This is a genomic window from Pseudomonas sp. NY15374 (genome assembly GCF_048068255.1).
Taxonomy (GTDB): domain Bacteria; phylum Pseudomonadota; class Gammaproteobacteria; order Pseudomonadales; family Pseudomonadaceae; genus Aquipseudomonas; species Aquipseudomonas machongensis.
The window spans coordinates 267,401-283,258 of record NZ_JBLUPZ010000007.1 but is presented as its reverse complement, the minus strand read 5'-3'; the positions used below and the strand labels follow the sequence as shown (position 1 = coordinate 283,258).

15 protein-coding genes are annotated in these 15,858 nt (G+C 63.4%); 6 read left to right on the top strand and 9 right to left on the bottom strand.

The window, feature by feature from the left end; genetic code table 11:
• Positions 1-116 precede the first annotated feature (116 nt).
• The 5 genes from ACNFHO_RS16940 to ACNFHO_RS16920 all read left to right on the top strand — a co-directional run bounded on the left by ACNFHO_RS16940 (position 117) and on the right by ACNFHO_RS16920 (position 3,624).
• Entirely contained in the window at positions 117-1,610 is a 1,494-nt protein-coding gene (locus ACNFHO_RS16940) for an RNA polymerase factor sigma-54 (RefSeq protein WP_063543169.1), read from the top strand.
• 78 nt (positions 1,611-1,688) lie between these two features.
• A complete protein-coding gene (gene hpf / locus ACNFHO_RS16935; RefSeq protein WP_054894382.1) occupies positions 1,689-1,997 on the top strand; it encodes a ribosome hibernation-promoting factor, HPF/YfiA family in 309 nt (102 codons plus the stop codon).
• A 12-nt stretch (positions 1,998-2,009) separates the two neighbouring features.
• Positions 2,010-2,474, top strand: a complete 465-nt coding sequence (gene ptsN / locus ACNFHO_RS16930) for a PTS IIA-like nitrogen regulatory protein PtsN (RefSeq protein ID WP_054894383.1) — start codon at positions 2,010-2,012, stop codon at positions 2,472-2,474.
• A gap of 2 nt (positions 2,475-2,476) precedes the next feature.
• On the top strand, positions 2,477-3,331 hold the full coding sequence (gene rapZ, locus ACNFHO_RS16925; RefSeq protein ID WP_063543167.1) for an RNase adapter RapZ: 855 nt from the start codon (positions 2,477-2,479) through the stop codon (positions 3,329-3,331).
• 20 nt (positions 3,332-3,351) lie between these two features.
• Positions 3,352-3,624, top strand: a complete 273-nt coding sequence (locus ACNFHO_RS16920) for an HPr family phosphocarrier protein (RefSeq protein WP_065863251.1) — start codon at positions 3,352-3,354, stop codon at positions 3,622-3,624.
• A gap of 29 nt (positions 3,625-3,653) precedes the next feature.
• Here the strand turns inward: ACNFHO_RS16920 and ACNFHO_RS16915 are convergent, their stop codons facing one another.
• The 6 genes from ACNFHO_RS16915 to pmbA all read right to left on the bottom strand — a co-directional run bounded on the left by ACNFHO_RS16915 (position 3,654) and on the right by pmbA (position 8,908).
• On the bottom strand, positions 3,654-4,547 hold the full coding sequence (locus ACNFHO_RS16915; RefSeq protein WP_416766911.1) for a ZIP family metal transporter: 894 nt from the start codon (positions 4,545-4,547) through the stop codon (positions 3,654-3,656).
• An 11-nt stretch (positions 4,548-4,558) separates the two neighbouring features.
• Complete coding sequence (locus ACNFHO_RS16910; RefSeq protein ID WP_416766906.1) at positions 4,559-5,170, bottom strand: superoxide dismutase; 612 nt, start codon at positions 5,168-5,170, stop codon at positions 4,559-4,561.
• A gap of 1 nt (position 5,171) precedes the next feature.
• Positions 5,172-5,633: a hypothetical protein gene (locus tag ACNFHO_RS16905; protein ID WP_063543161.1), complete on the bottom strand. Its 462-nt coding sequence runs from the start codon at positions 5,631-5,633 to the stop codon at positions 5,172-5,174.
• A gap of 28 nt (positions 5,634-5,661) precedes the next feature.
• A complete protein-coding gene (locus ACNFHO_RS16900) occupies positions 5,662-7,038 on the bottom strand; it encodes a class II fumarate hydratase (RefSeq protein WP_153772673.1) in 1,377 nt (458 codons plus the stop codon).
• Positions 7,031-7,432: a FagA protein gene (locus tag ACNFHO_RS16895; protein WP_082421003.1), complete on the bottom strand. Its 402-nt coding sequence runs from the start codon at positions 7,430-7,432 to the stop codon at positions 7,031-7,033. Before ACNFHO_RS16895 ends, ACNFHO_RS16900 begins: the two co-directional genes overlap by 8 nt.
• Positions 7,433-7,561: 129 nt before the next feature.
• Positions 7,562-8,908, bottom strand: a complete 1,347-nt coding sequence (gene pmbA, locus ACNFHO_RS16890; protein ID WP_063543156.1) for a metalloprotease PmbA — start codon at positions 8,906-8,908, stop codon at positions 7,562-7,564.
• A 109-nt stretch (positions 8,909-9,017) separates the two neighbouring features.
• Here pmbA and yjgA point away from each other — a divergent pair, with 109 nt between their 5' ends.
• Positions 9,018-9,539, top strand: coding sequence for a ribosome biogenesis factor YjgA (yjgA, locus tag ACNFHO_RS16885; RefSeq protein WP_416766905.1), 522 nt, complete (start codon positions 9,018-9,020; stop codon positions 9,537-9,539).
• A gap of 140 nt (positions 9,540-9,679) precedes the next feature.
• On the opposite strand, the gene tldD is transcribed toward yjgA, so the two are convergent.
• From tldD to ACNFHO_RS16870, 3 genes are read right to left on the bottom strand one after another with little or no spacing between them, the layout of a single operon-like run.
• A complete protein-coding gene (gene tldD, locus ACNFHO_RS16880) occupies positions 9,680-11,119 on the bottom strand; it encodes a metalloprotease TldD (RefSeq protein ID WP_416766904.1) in 1,440 nt (479 codons plus the stop codon).
• A 2-nt stretch (positions 11,120-11,121) separates the two neighbouring features.
• Positions 11,122-11,973, bottom strand: a complete 852-nt coding sequence (locus tag ACNFHO_RS16875) for a carbon-nitrogen hydrolase family protein (RefSeq protein WP_063543152.1) — start codon at positions 11,971-11,973, stop codon at positions 11,122-11,124.
• Positions 11,974-11,981: 8 nt separating this feature from the next.
• The gene (locus ACNFHO_RS16870) at positions 11,982-15,803 is read right to left on the bottom strand and encodes a YhdP family protein (RefSeq protein ID WP_416766903.1); all 3,822 of its coding nucleotides are present in this window, start codon (positions 15,801-15,803) and stop codon (positions 11,982-11,984) included.
• Positions 15,804-15,858: the final 55 nt, after the last annotated feature.

Here is a 15,858-nt window from a genome sequence, read left to right as displayed (position 1 = left end):
AGTGCTCTAGGCAAACGCTACAATTTCAGGCATATAACTTGCTTAAGATTTGGCGCTCCGGCGCCCTGTAGTGGATGGCGCATGCGCGCCGGCGAACAAGGTATTAAGCCCCAGCCATGAAACCATCGCTCGTCCTAAAAATGGGCCAGCAACTGACGATGACCCCGCAGTTGCAACAGGCCATCCGTCTGCTCCAGCTCTCCACCCTGGACCTCCAGCAGGAAATCCAGGAAGCGCTGGAGTCCAATCCGATGCTCGAACGTCAGGAAGACGGCGACGACTTCGACAACAGCGATCCAATGGCGGAAAACGGCGAAAGCAAACCTGCCGCCGAAGCCCAGGACAACAGCTTCCAGGAAACTACCGTCAGCACGGAAAACCTCGAAGAAGGCGAGTGGAACGAGCGCATCCCCAACGAGCTGCCGGTCGACACGGCCTGGGAAGACATCTACCAGACCAGTGCCAGCAGCCTGCCAAGCAACGATGACGACGAGTGGGACTTCACCACCCGCACCTCTGCCGGCGAAAGCCTGCAGAGCCACCTGCTGTGGCAGCTCAACCTGGCACCGATGTCCGACACCGACCGCCTGATCGCGGTCACCCTCATCGACAGCATCAACGACCAGGGCTACCTGGAAGACAGCCTCGAGGAAATCTGCGCCGGGTTCGATCCCGAGCTGGACATCGAGCTGGATGAAGTCGAAGCGGTGCTGCACCGCATCCAGCAATTCGAGCCGGCCGGCGTCGGCGCCCGCAACCTGGGCGAATGCCTGCTGCTGCAACTGCGCCAGCTGCCGGCGAGCGTGCCGTGGATGGCCGAAGCCCAGCGCCTGGTCACCGACTACATCGACCTGCTCGGCAGCCGCGACTACAGCCAGCTGATGCGTCGCATGAAGCTCAAGGAAGACGAGCTGCGCCAGGTCATCGAGCTGGTGCAAAGCCTCAATCCGCGCCCGGGTTCGCAGATCGAATCCAGCGAGCCGGAGTACGTGATCCCGGACGTCATCGTACGCAAGGACAGCGACCGCTGGCTGGTCGAACTGAACCAGGAAGCGGTGCCTCGCCTGCGAGTCAATCCGCAGTATGCAGGCTTCGTCCGCCGCGCCGACACCAGCGCCGACAACACCTTCATGCGCAACCAGCTGCAGGAAGCGCGCTGGTTCATCAAGAGCCTGCAAAGCCGCAACGAGACGCTGATGAAAGTGGCCACGCAAATCGTCGAACATCAACGCGGCTTCCTCGATCATGGCGACGAAGCCATGAAACCGCTGGTGCTGCACGACATTGCCGAAGCGGTAGGCATGCACGAATCGACCATTTCGCGGGTCACCACACAGAAGTACATGCACACCCCCCGCGGCATCTACGAATTGAAATACTTTTTCTCGAGCCACGTGAGCACCGCCGAAGGCGGCGAATGCTCGTCTACGGCGATCCGCGCGATCATCAAGAAACTGGTGGCCGCGGAAAATCAGAAAAAGCCATTGAGTGACAGCAAGATCGCTGGTTTACTGGAGGCACAAGGCATCCAGGTAGCCCGCCGCACCGTCGCCAAGTACCGCGAATCGCTGGGGATTGCCCCGTCGAGCGAGCGCAAGCGATTGATGTAGCGCCGGGATGTGCCACAGCGTTTCAGTGGCAGGTGCAATACCTGCCTCTTTATGCACGGGCAACAAAGGAGAAGCTGTATGCAAGTCAACATCAGTGGCCAGCATGTAGAAGTCACCCAACCACTGCGCGAATACGTGCTCGAGAAGCTCGCCCGCGTGGAAGGACATTTCGACAAGATCACCAATGCAACGGTGATCATGAAAGTCGAAAAGCTGCAGCAGAAGGTTGAAGCGACACTCCAGATTCCCGGCGGCGAAGTGGTCGCCAACGCCGAACACCAAGACATGTATGCCGCGATCGACGCACTGGCTGACAAGCTCGACCGCCAACTGAAAAAACACAAGGAAAAACAGCAAAGCCTGCTGCAAGGTGCAGCTGCCCGCTGATCCCCCTCATCCATGATCCGACTTGAAACCATCCTGACCCCCGGCCGTTCCCTCGTGAACGTGCCGGGCGGCAGCAAGAAGCGCGCCCTCGAAAAGGTCGCCAACCTGATTGCCGAGCAAGTACCTGAGCTTGCGATGCAAGACGTCTTCGAGAAGCTCATCGCTCGCGAAAAACTGGGCTCCACCGGTTTCGGTAATGGCATCGCCATTCCACACTGCCGCCTGGAAGGTTGCACTGCCCCCGTCAGCGCCCTGCTGCATCTGGACGCTCCCATCGACTACGACGCCATCGACGGCGCCCCCGTGGACCTGCTGTTCGTGCTGCTGGTCCCGGAAGCGGCCACCGATGCCCACCTCGAACTGCTGCGCCAGATCGCCAGCATGCTCGATCGCAAGGAAGTCCGTGATCGCCTGCGTGCCGCCGACAGCAGCGAAGCCCTCTACCAGGTAGTCCTGGACGCACAGAACGAGCACTGAACATGCGCCTGATCATCGTCAGCGGCCGGTCCGGCTCCGGCAAGAGCACCGCGCTCGATGTGCTGGAAGACAACGGCTACTACTGCATCGACAACCTGCCCGCCGGGTTGCTGCCGCAGTTGGCGGAAAACGCGCTGATCAATACCGAACTGATGCAACCCAAGGTCGCCGTGTCCATCGATGCGCGCAACCTGCCAAGCCATCTGTCGCGCTTCCCCGAATTGCTCGAGGACGCGCGCGCACGTCACATACAATGTGACGTGCTGTACCTGGACGCCGACGAGGACACGCTGCTCAAGCGGTTCTCCGAAACCCGCCGTCGCCACCCGCTGACCAACGCGGACCGTTCGCTCGCCGAAGCGATCCGCGTCGAAAGCGAACTGCTCGGCCCCATCGCCGACCTCGCCGACCTCAAGATCGATACCACCAGCCTTAATCTTTACCAGCTGCGTGACTCGATCAAGCTGCGCCTGCTCAACCAGCCTGAACCCGGCACCGCTTTTCTCGTCGAATCCTTCGGTTTCAAACGCGGCATGCCGGTGGACGCCGATCTGGTGTTCGACGTGCGCTGCCTGCCAAACCCTTACTGGAAACCCGAGTTGCGCGAGCACTCGGGCCTTGAAGCGCCAGTGATCGAGTACCTGGCAGCACAACCGGACGTCGAGGAAATGTTCCAGGACATCTCCAGCTACCTGTTGAAGTGGCTACCGCGCTTTGCCGCCAGCAACCGCGCCTACGTCACCATCGCCATCGGCTGCACCGGCGGACACCACCGCTCTGTCTATATCACCGAGCGCCTCGGACAACTGCTGCAGCAAACCCTGAAAAACGTCCAGGTCCGTCACCGCGACCTCTAACCCACAGGATCCACCCCACGATGCCCGCCCGCGAAATCACCATCATCAACAAGCTGGGCCTGCACGCCCGGGCGGCAGCCAAGTTCGTCGGCGTGGCCGGGAAGTTCCCCTGCCAGGTTCGGGTCGGGCGAGCCCCCGACAAGCTGGTGGACGGCAAGAGCATCATGGCAGTGATGATGCTGGCCGCGGGCAAAGGCACCCAAGTGCACCTGCAAACCGAAGGCGAGCAGGACAACGACGCACTGGATGCGCTGGTGGCGCTGATCAACAATTATTTCGACGAAGGCGAGTAAGCTCCCGCCCCGTCCCTTGCCTGACAGCCTCAGGGCATCGCAGTGTCCATCACCATCATCAGGCAGAAGCCGATGCATAACCCCAGGCTTGCCAGGCGATGATTGCCATTGCTGCGTGACTCGGGAATGATTTCCTGGGTCACCACCAGCAACATCGCTCCTGCCGCACACGCAAGCCCAAGCGGTAGCAGCAGCTCGGCAACATTCACCAGCCAGGCACAGATCACCGCCGCCACCGGCTCCACCAGCCCGGATGCAGCACCGATCAGGAAGGCCTTGAACCGCGACATCCCTGCACCTGCCAACACCAACGCGATCACCAGCCCCTCCGGCACGTCCTGCAGGGCAATGCCCATGGCCAGGCTGTCGGCGTCTGGCATGCCGCCGCCAGCGGAAACACCAATAGCCATGCCTTCCGGGATGTTGTGCGCGATGATCGCGGCCACGAACAACCAGATCCGCGCAGCGATCACCGGCTGATTGCCTTGCCCGACCATGGACTCCGGCGAAACCCCGGAGATTCTCAAGTCGACCAGGAACAGGCACAGCGCCCCGAACAACAACCCGGCACTGACCAGGCCACCGGCGCCCCAAGGGCTGAAGCCAATGGACTGAGCCGCATCAAGGCCCGGGATGATCAGAGAGAACGCGGTGGCTGCCAACATCACCCCGGCACCGAAGCCAAGCAAGGTGTCAGCCACCGCCACCGGCATATTGCGGATCACCAGCACCGGTACCGCGCCCAGCGCCGTGCCCAGTGCGCACAATGCACCGCCTTCAAGCGCACGTAACATGCGCGGCTCCAGGTCCAACCAGGCGATGCCCCGCGCCACCAACAGCGCGGTGCCGACAAGCAACAGCAAAGTCCCAAGCGCCAGTCGGAACAGGCGCACACTGCTGACAGACATCACCTCGGAGCGCATGACAGATCGACTCACTTCAGGGCTTCAAGGTAGCGACGCTCAACTTCCGTCCAATCGACGACGTTGTAGAAGGCACCGATGTATTCCGGACGACGGTTCTGGTACTTCAGGTAGTAAGCGTGCTCCCACACGTCCAACCCCAGGATCGGTGTGTTGCCGTGCATCAGCGGACTGTCCTGGTTGCCGCTGCTCTCCACCACCAGCGTCTTGGCCGGGGTCACGCTGAGCCAGGCCCAACCACTGCCGAAACGGGTCAGCGCGGCCTTGGTGAACGCCTCCTTGAACGCCTCGAAGCCGCCGAGCTGCGTATCGATGGCCTGGGCGACCTGCACCTGGGGTTGACCACCGCCCTTGGGTGACATCACGGTCCAGAACAACGCATGGTTGGCGTGGCCGCCGCCCTGATTGATCACCGCTCCTTGCAGCTTTTCGGGCAACTGCTTGACCGCGCCGACCAGCTTGTCGATCGGCCATTCGGCCCACTCGGTCCCTTCGATGGCGGCGTTGAGGTTGTTCACATAGGTCTGGTGGTGCTTGCTGTGGTGAATCTCCATGGTCTGGGTATCGATGTGCGGCTCCAGCGCATCGTAGGCGTAAGGCAGTGCAGGCAAGGTGTGGGGCATGTCAGTGAATTCCGTATGCAGGTGAACGGTGGGTGGCATCCGGCCGGGCAGCCAGTTCGCTTGCTTCAGGCACATGGCGATTGAGCAAGCGCTCGGTGCGTGGGTACTGGCCGTATTCGGCGATAAAGCTCAACAGCTCGGTGTAGGTACGCCCGCTGTGGCGCAACGCGGCATCACGCAGGACCTGGGGGAGGCGCGGCTCCTGACTGGCCTGTAGCAGCCGCTGATGGGCCGCACACAGGTAATCGGCGCTTTCGTGGGGCTGATTCAGGCGCAGGTGCAGGTCAGCCAGGTTGTGGTGGGCGATGACAAAGGCCGCCACCGCCTCGTCAACGTCATGCCAGCGCTCGAACAGCACCTGCGCCAGGGCCAGGGCTTGCAGGTAGTGCTCCCGGGCGTCTACCAGTTCGCCTTGGTCGAACAGGCGATTAGCGGTTTCCGTAGTGCGTTTCCAATGCTGCATGACGTGTCTCCTGGGCGAGGACCGTGGATCAGATACCGCCAGCGGTGAGTTTTTCCGGATCCAGCAGGGCCTCGAGCTGATCACGCGACAAGTCGGTATGCTCCAGCGCCACCTCCACGATCGGGCGACCTTGCTTGTAGGCGGTCTTGGCAATCTCGGCGGCCTTGAGGTAGCCGATGATCGGGTTCAGTGCCGTGACCAGGATCGGATTGCGCGACAGCGCCTCCTTGAGCTTCGGCTCATTGACCTTGAAGCTGGCGATCGCCTTATCTGCCAGCAGGCGACTGGCATTGGCCATCAGCTCGATGCTCTCCAGCAAGTTGCGGGCGATCACCGGCAGCATGACATTGAGTTCGAAATTACCCGACTGGCCGGCGACGGCGATGGTCGCGTCGTTGCCGATAACCTGCGCGGCAACCATCGCAGTGGCCTCGGGAATCACCGGGTTGACCTTGCCCGGCATGATCGAAGAGCCCGGTTGCAGCCCCTCGAGCTCGATTTCGCCAAGCCCGGCCAGGGGGCCTGAGTTCATCCAGCGCAGGTCGTTGGCGATCTTCATCAGCGCGACAGCGGTGGTCTTGAGCTGGCCGGACAACGCCACGGCCGTGTCCTGGGAGCCGATCAGGGCGAACAGGTTTTCCCCAGGGGTGAACGGGATACGGGTCAGGTCGCTCAGTTCACGGGCAAAGCCCACGGCGAATTGCGGGTGGGCATTGATCCCGGTGCCGACCGCTGTGCCGCCCTGGGCCAGCGCCTGCAGGGCGGGCAAGGTGGCTTCCAGATGCGCTTGGGCACCCTTGATCTGTGCCGCCCAGCCACCCAGGACCTGACTCATGCGGACCGGCATGGCATCCATCAGGTGGGTGCGGCCGGTCTTGACGTAACGGTGAACCTCGACAGCCTTGGCCTCGATCACCTGAACCAGATGCCCCAGCGCCGGCAGCAGTTGCTCGTGCAGGGCCAGCGCCGCGCTGACATGAATGGTGGTCGGAATGATGTCGTTGCTGCTCTGACCGCAATTGACATGGTCGTTGGCGTTGATCTTGTCACCTAGCACCCGGCTGGCCAGGGTTGCGATGACCTCGTTGGCGTTCATGTTGGAGCTGGTGCCGGAGCCGGTCTGGAACACGTCCACCGGGAAATGCTGGATGAAGTCCTCGGCAAGCAGTTGCTCGACCGCCTTGACGATGGCACCGCCCTGCTCCGCGCTCAGTTGCTCCAGCGCGATGTTGGCCTTGGCTGCTGCGGCCTTGGCCAACAGCAGTGCCCGAATGAATTGCAGCGGCATGCGCTGGCCGCTGACCGGGAAGTTGTCGACCGCGCGCTGGGTCTGGGCACCATACAGCGCCTGGGCAGGCACCTGCAGTTCGCCCATGCTGTCACGCTCGATACGGGTATTACTCATCATCGGATCCTTGCATCAGTTCATCGGGGGAAATCGAAGGCAGCAACACGCAACTGGCCAGTTGCATCGCATAGGGCTGCCAGCGCTCGTTCTGCTCGCAACGGTCGAGGTTGCGCAGGTCAAGCAGCGGGCGCCAGGCCTGATCAAGGCACTGGCAGCGCCAATGCCAGGGCAACATGCGGTCGCAGGCGGTATCCAGCAGCAGACGGAAGGAGGTCAACGCCACGGTCCAGGGCGAGGTCTCGGTGCAACAGACCAGATAGCGCCCCTCGGCCAGATAGTGTTCGATCAGCCGCGGTTCGTCCGGCTCGAGGGCACAGCGGATGCGCCGACTCAACCAGCGCCAGTTTTCCAGGTAGGGCAATTCGTGGAGGACGGTTTTCATGAACATCATCGCCGGGGTTGCTGGATAATGATATTCATTATTAATTGATAATTAGAATCACTTCAAGGGCGGAGCCACAAACAAAAAACCCGGCGCGATGGCCGGGTTTGTCGTCAAGCGTGGGTCAGCGGTGCGCCGTCAGCTACCGGCGACGGTCATTCGTTCGATCAGCACTGAACCGCTGTGAATATTGCTGCGCGTTTCAATATCGCTGCCAATCGCCACAATCTGCTGGAACATGTCTTTCATATTGCCGGCGATGGTCACTTCTTGGACCGGGAACTGGATTTCACCGTTCTCCACCCAGAAACCCGCAGCGCCACGGGAGTAGTCGCCCGTTACCATGTTCAGGCCATGCCCCATCAGCTCGGTCACCAGCAAGCCGCGCCCCATGCGACGGATCAGTGCAGCCTGGTCTTCGACGCCATGGGTGACGAACAGGTTATGCACCCCGCCTGCGTTGGCGGTGCTGGGCAGTTTGAGCTTGCGACCGGCGTAGGTACCCAGGATGTAGGACACCAGTTCGCCCTTGTCGATGAACGGTTTGGCATAAGTGGCCAGGCCATCGCCGTCGAACGCGGCACTGCCCAGCGCACGTGGAATGTGCGGACGCTCGTCGATGGTCAGCCAGGTCGGGAACAGACGCTGGCCCAGGGTGCCTTCAAGGAACGACGACTTGCGGTAAAGGTTGCCACCAGAGATCGCCGACAGGAAGCTGCCGAACAACCCGCCAGCCAGTTCCGCAGCGAACAGCACCGGCACCTCGCAGGTCGGCACTGGACGTGCGCCCAGACGGCTGGCGGCACGCTGGGCAGCGCGCTGGCCAATACTGCGCGGGTCGGCCAGCAATTGGCCTTGGCGATTGACGTCATACCAGTAGTCGCGCTGCATCTGCCCTTCGCCTTCGGCGATCATCACACAGCTCAGGCTGTGGCGCGTCGAGGCGTAGCCACCGATGAAGCCGTGACTGTTGCCATACACCCGCACGCCCTGGTGCGTGTTGAGGGTGGTGCCGTCGGCATTGAGAATACGCTTATCGGCATCGAAGGCGGCCGCCTCGCACTCCAGGGCCATCTCGATGGCACGCTCGGGCTCGATGTCCCAATCGTGGTAGAGGTCGAGGTCGGGCATTTCACGCGCCATCAGTGCCGCGTCGGCCAAGCCCGAGCACTCATCCTCGGAGGTGTGCTTGGCAATGGCCAATGCAGCAGCCACTGTTTCGCGAATAGCCTCCGGACCGCTCGCCGAAGTACTGGCCGAGCCCTTGCGCTGGCCCACGTAGAGGGTGATGCCAAAGCCCTGGTCGCGGTTGAACTCGACTGTTTCGACCTCGCGCTGGCGCACGCTTGTGGACAGGCCCTGCTCCAGCGAAACCGCCACCTCGCAGGCGCTGGCGCCCTGGCGGCGCGCTTCGGCAACGATCGCCTCGACCTGCTCCTGCAACGCTGGCAGGTCCTTAGGACCTACGCTCTGGACTGCACTCATGGTTTTCTCCACTCAAATTCTGCGTTCGGCGAGGGCCATTCTTCGACCGGGCCGGACAAAGCGGCCCCCGACTGGTTATCATGGCGGCGATTTCCTGCGGACTGCCACCATGGTTGATTCATACGACGACGCCTTCAACGGCGAAAAAAGCAAGACCCAGATCAAGCGCGAGCTGCATGCGCTGGTCGAACTCGGCGAGCGCCTCACCACGCTCAAGCCCGATATCCTCGCGCGCCTGCCACTCACCGACGAGTTGCGCAAAGCACTGGAGGAAGCGTCCAAACACACCGCCCACGGTGCCCGCAAACGCCACATGTCGTTCGTCGGCAAGCTGATGCGCGTACAGGACCTGGAGGCTATCCATGCGCTGCTCGAGCAGATAGACAGCTCCACGCGCCAGTACAACGAACGTTTCCACGGCCTCGAGCGCTGGCGCGACCGGTTGATCGACGGCAACGACGAAGACCTGGAGCGCTTCGTCCAGGAGTTCCCCGATACCGATCGCCAGCAACTGCGCTCGCTGATCCGCCATGCCCAGCACGAAAAGGCGCGGAACAAGCCGCCTGCCGCTGCGCGCAAGGTGTTCAAGTACATCCGTGACCTCGACGAGCTGCAACGCGGCCTGCGCTGAGCACCGCCACCGACCGCTTGTAGGCGCGGCATCGCGTCGCGAAAGGGCTGCACGGCAGCCCCGTCTGTGTCGCCGAGATCTCGAGGCCGCCTGGCGGCCTTTGCGCGACACAAGGCCACTCCTGCAGGCAGGGCTTGTCATCAAGCCCCGGTACCGCCCACGGTGATCGCGTCCAGCTTCAGGGTCGGCTGACCAACGCCAACCGGCACCGACTGCCCATCCTTGCCACAGGTACCGACTCCGCTGTCCAGGGCCAGGTCGTTACCGACCATCGACACTCGGCTCATCGCCTCCGGCCCATTGCCTATCAGGGTCGCGCCCTTGACCGGCGCGGTGATCTTGCCGTCTTCGATCAGGTACGCCTCGCTGGTGGAGAACACGAACTTGCCACTGGTAATGTCCACCTGGCCGCCGCCGAGATTGGCACAGTAGATGCCCTTCTTCACCGAGGCGATGATCTCCTGCGGGTCACTCTCGCCGGCACGCATGTAGGTGTTGGTCATGCGCGGCATCGGCAGGTGCGCATAGGATTCGCGTCGACCATTGCCGGTCACCGCCATACCCATCAGGCGGGCATTGAGCTTGTCCTGCATGTAGCCCTTGAGGATGCCGTTCTCGATCAGCGTGGTGCATTCGGTCGGCGTGCCTTCGTCATCGACGCTCAGCGAACCGCGACGGCCTTCCAGCGTGCCGTCATCGACGATGGTGCACAGCTTCGACGCCACCGCCTCACCGATCCGCCCGCTGTAGGCCGAGCTGCCTTTGCGGTTGAAATCACCTTCCAGACCGTGGCCGACCGCTTCATGCAGCAGTACGCCCGACCAACCGGGACCGAGCACCACCGGCAGCGTGCCGGCCGGTGCAGGTTGCGCCTCGAGGTTGACCAGCGCTTGGCGCAGCGCCTCGCGGGCATAGCCCATCACCCGCTCTTCGGTGAAGAAGCGGTAGTCGGTACGCCCGCCCCCGCCCTGGCCGCCCCGCTCGCGGCGACCGTTGTGTTCGACGATGACGCTGACGTTGAAACGCACCAGCGGCCGCACATCCGCGGCCAGGCTGCCATCGGCCGCCGCCACCAGGATCCGCTCCCACACGCCCGCCATGCTCACGCTGACCTGCTGGATACGCGGGTCGAGGGCACGGGTGGCAGCATCGACGCGCTTGAGCAGTTCGACTTTCTCGGCGCGGCTCAGGACATCGAGCGGGTTGCCCGGTGCGTACAGGGCGGTCACGTCCTGGCTGCGGAAGGCCTGCACCTTGCCGTTCTGGCCGGCGCGGGAGATCGAGCGGGCGGCGCGCGCCGCTGATGTCAGGGCTTCCAGGTTGATTGCGTTGCTGTAGGCGAAGCCGGTTTTCTCGCCAGACAATGCACGCACGCCGACACCTTGGTCGAGGTTGAAACTGCCTTCCTTGACGATACCGTCTTCCAGTGCCCAGGTTTCCGAGATCTGCCCCTGGAAATACAGGTCGGCAGCGTCGATGCCGGGCCCTGCCAACTCACCCAGCACAGCCTGCAGGCTGTCCAGGGTCAGTCCGCCCGGGGCCAGGAGCTGCTCGCTGACGGTGGATAACATCTGGCTCATAGTTACTCCGAGGTGTGCGCAGGCCGCAAGGCGTCCTGCGAGAAAAAGCGCCGGTGCGAAACGACCGGCATGCGCGCCCGTATGGACGCTTGTTCTTCAGCGTCGCGCTCGGCGAGCAATATCGCTTCGCCATGCGCATGTTCGGCGACGATCCGCCCCCAAGGGTCGACGATCGCGGCATGGCCATGGGTTTCCCGCGGGCCTGGATGGATACCGCCCTGCGCGGCGGCCAGCATGTAGCACTGGGTTTCGATGGCGCGGGCACGGATCAACACTTCCCAATGTGCCGCGCCGGTCACCGCAGTGAACGCCGACGGCGCGCTGATCAGCTCGGCCCCGGCAGCGCGCAGGGCGCTGTAGAGCTCGGGAAAGCGCAAGTCGTAGCACACCGACAAGCCCAGGCGTCCAACCGGCGTATCGGCCACCACCACCTGCGCGCCATGGGCGTAATCGTCCGATTCACGGTAGCGCCCGCGGTTGTCGGCCACGTCCACATCGAACAGGTGCAGCTTGTCGTAACGCGCGGCGATCTCGCCGTCCTCATCGACCAGCAGCGAGCAGGCATGGGCCTTGGCCTCGGGTTCATCGACCGGCGGCAACGGCAAGGTACCGGCAACGATCCATAACCTGAGGTCGCGTGCGGCACGTTTCAACCATGGCAGGATCGGGCCTTCGCCAAGCGCCTCGGCGCGACCGATCGCCGCCGCATCGCGCCGCCCCATGGCCGCGAAATTCTCCGGCAGCACCGCCAGCCGTGCACCGCTGTCAGCGGCCTGCTCCAGCAGCACGTGAGCCCGCTGCAGGTTGGCCAGTACGCCGTCCTGGCTGACCATCTGGATCACTGCTGACTTCATGACCACTCCTAGCGCGATTTATCGAAAGGTTTCACAAAGGTGATTTTAGGCTCTTTGACCGGACCTTCGACCCGATAGTGCACGCTGGCGAAGCGCGCGACCCGATCGCCGATCAGCCGATCGACCAGGAACAATGCGCCGCCGACCGCAGGTGCCCCGACGATCAGCGCCGCCAACGGCAGGTTGTTGGTGACCGGCAGGGTCACCTGCAGGTTGGCATCGATACGGTCGCGCACAAAGTCGAGGGTGCCATCGAGCTCGAAATTGCTGGAGGGGCCGGTGACAGCGATCGGTTCACGGGTGACATAAACGCCCTCGCTGGCCACCAGCAGGCCCTTGACCCGATCATAGGCCAGCCCCTCGCCGAACAGGTCGGAGAAGTCCAGGCGCAGACGACGACCAATGGAGTTGAAGTTGAGCAGGCCGAACACCCGCAACGCCTGGGCGCTCCCCTCGACCTCGACGAACTGGCCGGTGCGCAGCGAGGCATCGAGGCTGCCGGAGAATCGCTTGAGGCTGACCCAGGCCGGCGAACCCGGCCAACGACCATCGACATCCATGCGGAAGTCGCGGCTGGTGACCGTGGGCGCGAAGCCCCAGGCCTTGAGCACGTCACCCAGGTCCTTACCGTCCAGGCGCCCCTTGTACCAACTGTTGGTGCTGCCGGGAACACCTTCCCAGCCGCCGCTGCCGTCGATGTGCAGGCCCTTGAGATTGAGGTCGATGTCGTCCAGCGACACACCACGGGCATTCGGCCGCAGCTTGACCGAGGCGCTGCCGAACAGGTCGTCACCGCGATACAACTTGTCGATGCTCAGGTCCAGGACCGGCGCCTTGCGCGGGTCGAAGGTGGCCAGCGGATCAGGCGCATCTTCGGCCTGGGCTTCCTGCGGATCGGCCGGCGGCAGGCGCAAGGTCTGCAGTTTCACCACCATGGGCGCGGCCTTGGCATCCGGGATCCGCGCATTGCCGATCACTTCCTTGCTGTCCAGGCGCAGGTCCCAGGCGCTGGCAACACGAGCCAGACGCACCACTGCCTGGTTGAGGTCGGTGCCGAATGCCTTCAACTGGCCAATGCTCACATCCACGCTCTGCAGGCCCTGTCGTGCACTGCCACCTGGGTCTTGACCTGCGTACTTGTCCAACTGCTGCTGCCAGGGCTCGAGGTCCAGCGATTCGAGGCGCCCGCGCACCCGCAGGCCCTGGCCGCCCTGCACGGTCGCATCGCCACCGCCGAGCACCAACTCGCCGCGTCCCTGGGCCAGCTTGTCGAGCGAAGCTGCGTAGGCCAACCGCGCCACATCGGCGTAGCTTGCGTCAAAGCGCCGCTCGGCACCTTGCAGGTTCATGCTGAAGCTACTGTCGCGTGACTCGCCCGCCGTCTTGCCGAAGGGCGCTGGCAGGTCAATGGTCAGCCCCTTGAGCGACGAGTTGACGCTCAGGCGATTGTCGCGGCTCCCCAGGCTGACCTGAAGTTGGTAGGGAATATCGCCCGAGGCCGGGAGTGCCTGCTTGAACTGCAGCCAGTCGGTCAACGACTTGAGCGGCACCTGGCCGGTGGCGTTGATCCGGGTCTGAATCTGGCCACCCTGCCCTTCGGCGAGAATCTGCGCAGTCACCGGCCTGTCGAAGGCCTGGAGGCTGATGCCCTTGCCGCTCAAGCCCTTTTCAAGGTCGAAGGTGAAGTCACCCTTCAAGCGGCTCAGATCGAGTGCCGGCGGCTCCACCTTGAGACGGGCATCCGAAGTCGAGAAGTCCACCAGCACCTTGGGACGCAGACCGTGCTCCAGCGGGATGTCCAGCTTGACCTTGCCCTGCAGCGGGCCCTCGCCTTCCCAGCCGGCGAAGATCTCGCCAGTGCCGATCGGCGCCTCTTTCAGAATCTTCAGGCCGTCGCCCAGGCTGCCGTCGAACTCGCCGTCCAGGTACAGGCGGCTATGCTGGTCGCCCTCGACATGGGGAATGTTGACGCTGACATCACTGACCCGGGTGTCGAGCAGCAGACCCTTGCTGGCCTGGATGCGCACACCGGTATCCTCGATGTACACATTGCCGTCCACCTGCTGCACCTGCGGCCAGCCCGGCTGGAAATCGAGCGCTGCGTCATGCACCTTGAAGAACAGGCTGATACTGCGCGAATGCGCCGGGGCGTTGTGGTTCAGCGATCCCTGGTACTGGAAATAGCCCTCGTCGACCGCACCCTTGACGATGGCACTGCGGAGCCACTCATCCAGCGCCGGGCTGAGCACTTCCGGCAGGTACTTGGCCGTGTAGCGGCCATCGCCCTCGGTGAGGCCGACACGCAGGTCCATATAATCGGCCTGCTCTTCGTGGAACCTGAAACGAATGAGAAAATCGGCGGCGATCTTGCCCTCATCGCCCAGCACCTTGATGTAGGGCGCGATGAGGGTGAAGCCGTCCTTGTCGAGCGCCCAGGTCAGGCGGGCATTGGCTTTCTGGTAGTGCCAGGGTTTGCCGAAGATGGGGTACAGATGCAGCATGAAGGCATCGGTATCCAGGCGTAGTTCGCCGTGCCCGAGATCGCCGCTGATGCTGCCGCTGACATTGCCCGCTGCGGGCGCTCCGTGATATGCATCGAAGCCGATCTTGTCGAGATTGGCGGCGAACTGCAGGCGCTGGTCACCTTCGGCATGGGGACGGATGTCGAGCTGGACGTTACGCAGCGTGCCGGTCACGTTAAGGGCATCGACGACGGTCATCAGGTTGTCCGGCAGCGGTGCCAGGCCATCGATCAGCGGGGTCAGCGGCGTCAGGTCGAGACGATCGGCCTGGACATGCCACACATCCTCGGCAGCCTCCTGCCCAGGACGCTGGCGCGCTTGCAAATGTGTTTCCCAGCGGGTTTCACCGATACTCGCAGCCAACGAATCGACCACGATCTCGTAGCCCTCCTTGCCCCGGCGCACCCAACTGGACAGCGCCAGATTGTCGAGAGTCACGGTCTTGCGCCCGGCATAGGCGCCGCGCAGCTGCGGCGCGTTCAGGCGGGCGACGGCGCGCTGCAACTGGCCTTTGTTCCAGTCGATCCAGAATTCGCCCCCCGCACGCAGGGTCTTGGCTCGCCACTGCCCGAGCATGCTTGGCGGCACCCAGCGCGCCCAATCGCTCTGCGGCAGGCTGACATAGGCCTCCAGGTGTCCGTCGCGCCAGGCGTCGGGGGTGGCGCGGCTACGCAGGTTCACCGCCAGGGGCTGACCGTCGGGCAGGGTCGCGCGCATCTCCAGGCGCTGGCGCGACGGACCGGCTTGCAAGCCAAGGCTGACATAGGTGAGCGTGACCGAATCACGGCGCCACGGCTGGAAGGTAACCTGGCTGTCGAACACATCGACCCGGCCCAGTTGCTGGAGGCGTTGCAGCAATTGGGCAGGGTCGAGGGGCGCATCGTCTTTCTTCGGCAGGCCTTCAAGGGTCCAGGCACCTTGCTGGTCTTCATGCAGGATCAGTTGAAGGCCGCCGAGCTGGACATGCGCCAACCGCACTTCGCGAGCCTTCAAGCTGGCCCACAGGTCGGGCACCAGCTTGACGTCATCCAGGCGCAAGGCTGCAGAGCCTTCGCCCAATTGCAGGTCGCGCAGCCTGAGCACCGGGGCCAGGCCACTCCATCGCCCTTCGAGCGCCCCCACATGCACAGGCAAGCCCAAGGCTTGCTGGGCCTTGTCTTCGAGGTCGGCCCGGTATTCGGCCACCAACGGCACCAGTTGCCGACCGAGGCTGACATACAGTGCCACCAGCACCGCGAGCAAGGCGCACAGCCCCAGCCCCCAACGGGTCAACGCGCCTAGAACGCGGGTCAGACGTTCCATGGCCATTGCCCTCCGAGTCGTCCATTAACTATGGCCGCAAGCGGTGTTTTCGCCACTGGGC